The sequence below is a fragment of the Salipiger sp. PrR007 genome, from assembly GCF_010499845.1.
Classification (GTDB): domain Bacteria; phylum Pseudomonadota; class Alphaproteobacteria; order Rhodobacterales; family Rhodobacteraceae; genus Salipiger; species Salipiger pacificus_A.
Genome location: NZ_JAAGOZ010000068.1, coordinates 1 through 3,852 on the forward strand (window position 1 = coordinate 1; position 3,852 = coordinate 3,852).

A 3,852-nucleotide genomic window follows, 5' to 3' on the forward strand; every position below is an offset into this window, starting at 1 on the left:
TCTGCGGCCATAGAGGTCATCGGCGAAGGCCTCGAAGGCCTCGCGCGGGTTGGCGATCTCGTCGGCGAGGCCCGCCTCGACCGCGTCAGCGCCGATCAGGCAGCGGGCTTCTGTGGCTAGGGCCGCCTCGGCGGTGAGCTTGGCGCCGCGGCCGGCGCCAACCGTCTCGGCGAAAATCGAGCGCAGTTGCTCCATTTCTGCCTGCAGGTCCGCCCGCACGCTCTCTGGAAGCGGGGCATAGGGGTTGCCATCAGCCTTGTGCGCCCCAGCCGAGATCACCGTCACCTGCACGCCCATCTGCTCGAGCAAAGCGCTTTTGTCGGCATGCATGCAGATGACGCCGATCGAGCCTGCCCCGCCGGTGCGCGGCATCACGATCCGGGTTGCCTGCGAGGCGATGGCATAGGCGGCCGAGAAGGCGTGATCGCTGATGAAGGCCCAGACCGGCTTTTTCTCGCGCAGCTCGCGGATTTGGTCCGCAAGCGAAAAGCACCCCGCGACCTCGCCGCCGTGGCTGTCGATCTCGAGCGCCACGCCGCGCACCATGCCGTCACTCGCCGCCATCTCGATTTGCGCCGCGAGCCCCTCGTAAGACGTCTGCCCGGAGCTGTTGCCGATCCATCCGCCCCGGTGGATCAGCGCGCCGGTCACCGGGATCACAGCAATCCCGTCGCGGACCCGGTAGGCACCGAGCCGGCCGCTGCGCATCCCCTCCTCGAGGCGCTCGTCGAGGAGGGACGCGCGCGCCCGGCGAAAGGCCTCGGGCGACGCTTCGGCGCCCACCACCTCAACCTCGGCGCCCACCAGGCGTGGGCCGAGCCCCATGATGAAGGCCGCGGCTTTCGTCGGCGCAGCCAGAAGCGGCGTGTGAAACACACGCTGCGCGATTTGCGGATGATGCATGATGTCAGTCCTCGGGGCTCAAGCTCGGGCCGATGGTCGGGCCCAGCAGCTTCGCGAAGCTTTCCTGCGCCGGGTGCAGCGTGCCCTTGGGCATGGCCGAGACCTCGCGCGCGATTTGCTCCATATTGTCGGCGTAGTCGGTCCCGGTGAGCTCGGCCGCCTCTTCCTCGAGTGTCGAGAGCCCCAGCGACACGCGCATCGCCGCGGCCTGCGCTTCCTTGACCGGATCGACGAACCCTTTGCCGGGTCCGATCCACTTGGCGCGGGCATAAGCCGGCCAGAATGCGTAGAAGTCAGGCGCGCCGCGTGGCAGGCGCACATGACCATCCATGATCTGCTCTTCCAGCCAGGCCATGAAGAACGGCTGGCAGAAGCCCTGCGCGAAGGCGGTGCGGCGCGCGGTCCAGCCTCGCCAGATCTCGATCATCGCCGCCCGGGCGCTCGAGTAATTCGTCTTCGACCAGTCCGAGGCGAGTTGCTCGTAGCTGATCCCCATGCCCGACGCGATGTGCCGCAGCACCGCCGCCTCGAAGTCGGCGAACTGCGCCGCGGGCCGCGCGGTCGGCACCATGCCGATCTCGTCGTTGGGATAGAGCGTGCTGATGCGCGCGCCGCCGATCTTCACCCCGCCCGAGCTGCCGTAGAACTCTTTGCGCTCGGTCTGATAGTTAATGAGCGATCGCATGCCTTCGTCATCCCCGAACATCTCGTTGATCGACTCGGGGCCCATGGGGCTCTTGATGAAGGCGGCGAGCACCGCGTTGATCACCGCCGCCTGCAGTTCGACCCGGCTGTAGTGGTCCTCCATGCGCAGCCGCTCGATGATCGGCGCGAGGCGGCTGATGCCTCGGGTCTGGCCATCCCGCGTCTTGTCGAAGAAGTGGATCACCTGCGGACGTCCGGTCGCGGACTCGCGGCCGATCCGCTTCCAGGTCATCGCGTCCGTGACATCGGCCCAGCTGGTCGCGTAATGGCCCTGCCGGAAATGGTAGGCCCGCGCGACGCCGTCGCGGGTGATCTCGACGCCGCCGCGCAACCGCGCTTCGTCCGATGCCCCGTTCGGATTGCTCAGCAAGTCGGGATCAACGACGCGCATCGTCGTCTTGAACGGCCGCCGGGCCCGCCAGTTGACCAGGCCAATCGCCTCGCCCTCGACGAGGTACGTCCGATAGGCCATGCCGAAGAGCTGCGGCATGGTCTGGCTGCGCGTGGTGTCGCAGAACTTGCGCGGGTCATCCGCGTAGGTCCGCCAGCGCGCCTCGATGGTTTCCTTGAACTCCTGCGCCCAGTCCGCATCGAGCCCGAGGGCGCGCCAGTCCGGCTTCAGGAGCGGCCGGAAGTTCGCGCCAATGACGCCATCGACTTCCTTGGCGATCGCACCGGCGGCCCAGCCATTGTTGCGACCGAGATCGCGGCCGCGCGCGGTGATGCGATCGCGCCCGGGCAGCACCTCGGCGTCGACCGCGCGGTTCGAGGGCAGGAATCCGGCAAGCGTGTCGATGCCGGTGTCGGCCGCGACATAGGGGGTGGAGCCGCCGAACCCGGCATCGCGGAGCGCGCCGCGCTTACGGGGAATGCGCGGGACCTCGGTCAGCGAACGCACCGCCATGTCAGAACCTCACCGGGCGAGACGCGAGGCCACCGCGCGCCAGGCCAAGCTGGCGGCGCAGCGAGGAGATGTAGCGGTGCAGCTCCGCCGCATTGGCCGGAGTGTATTCGGTGCGGTGCCCGTCGTAGCCGACAACCACGACCTGACCGCCGATCCGCAGCTGGTGCAGCGCTTCCTCGGCCTCGGCCAGGCGTTTCGTGAGGGTTTCGTTATCCACCATTTTGCTCCCTCAGAAGATCGGCGAGCCGCGTGGCCTTGCGGGCCGGCTTGCTCTTGGGTTTCGGTTGCGCGCCCGCGAGGAGCGGCAGAGATGCATCGAAGAGGTCCGGCTGCTTGTCCGGTGCCGGGGCCGAGCGCTCGGCGGTCAGGGCATCCCACTGATCGTCGGTCATCGCCGCCCAGCCCTTCCGGAGTGCGCCGGCCTCGGCATAGTTCATAGTGTCGAGCGCTTCGTTGCGGCGCGTCGGCTCGACCAGGACCCACCGGCTGGTCATCACACCTTGCTTGTTCCGGCTCAGCACGCGGTTCTCGGCGGTGATCATCCGGTAGTATTCGTCGCCAAGCGCCCTGGCGAACTGGATGAAGCCGCGCTCCTCGGGGTCTTCCTTGCGCAGGTGCGCGTAGAGTCCCGCTTTCAGAGACGAGACGTTGAGATTGAAGGCGCGTTTCTGCGCCTTTTTCACCTTGCCGTCCCTGCGCCGATCGAACTTCTGGAGCGCCATCAGCGGGCCGTTCTCGGTGGAGCCGCCCTTGACGATGATCACCCGGCCCCAGGGATGGCGTTTCGCCCAGCTCCACACGTCGTCGGTATAGGCGCCGCCGTCGATCGCGAGGATGTCGAGCGGCACCCGCAGACCCAGCTCGGTGCGCCACTCCTGGCGCAGCAGGGCGTTCAGCGCGTCCCGGCCGGCCTCGTCGCCGATGTGGTGCGGGATCACCTTGTAGTCGATGACCCAGCGCCTCCGGTTCGCACCGAAGGCCACCAGGTGCACCTCGAGGCGGTCATCCTGGCAGTCGACACCCGCCGCGAAGATGAAACCCGTTGCGGGCAGCACGCCGAGCTCGAGCACCGCGCCGGGCTCGGCATGCTCGGTCCGATCACGCAGGGTTTCCCAATCCGGCGCATCGGTCGCCTGCTCGTAAGGAAGCCCCAGCACGTCGTTGAAGAACACCTGCTCGACCGCGGCCTTGATCGGCTTGGCGGTGGCGGCCTTGCCGGGCGCCTCGGTGCTCCCCTGCGCCTCGGCGGCTTTCGAGCGTCCGGCCTCGAGCCGGGTCCAGCCCATCATCTGCGCGTATTCGACCGCGATCGAGGCCCAGTCCCGCTGCGGCGCATAGGC

The 3,852-nt window shown here is 68.1% G+C and carries 4 protein-coding genes; all 4 read right to left on the reverse strand.

Features of this window, described 5'->3' with window-relative positions; genetic code table 11:
• Positions 1–903: S49 family peptidase (locus tag G0Q01_RS27415; RefSeq protein ID WP_164213874.1), on the reverse strand; the 903-nt coding region annotated here is incomplete at its 3' end.
• Positions 904–907: 4 nt separating this feature from the next.
• Positions 908–2,512: a phage portal protein gene (locus tag G0Q01_RS27420; RefSeq protein WP_203595133.1), complete on the reverse strand. Its 1,605-nt coding sequence runs from the start codon at positions 2,510–2,512 to the stop codon at positions 908–910.
• Between the two features lies 1 nt (position 2,513).
• Positions 2,514–2,729, reverse strand: coding sequence for a gpW family head-tail joining protein (gene gpW, locus G0Q01_RS27425; RefSeq protein ID WP_370526781.1), 216 nt, complete (start codon positions 2,727–2,729; stop codon positions 2,514–2,516).
• Positions 2,722–3,852: terminase gpA endonuclease subunit (locus G0Q01_RS27430; protein WP_203595134.1), on the reverse strand; the 1,131-nt coding region annotated here is incomplete at its 5' end. The genes G0Q01_RS27430 and gpW, both read right to left, overlap by 8 nt.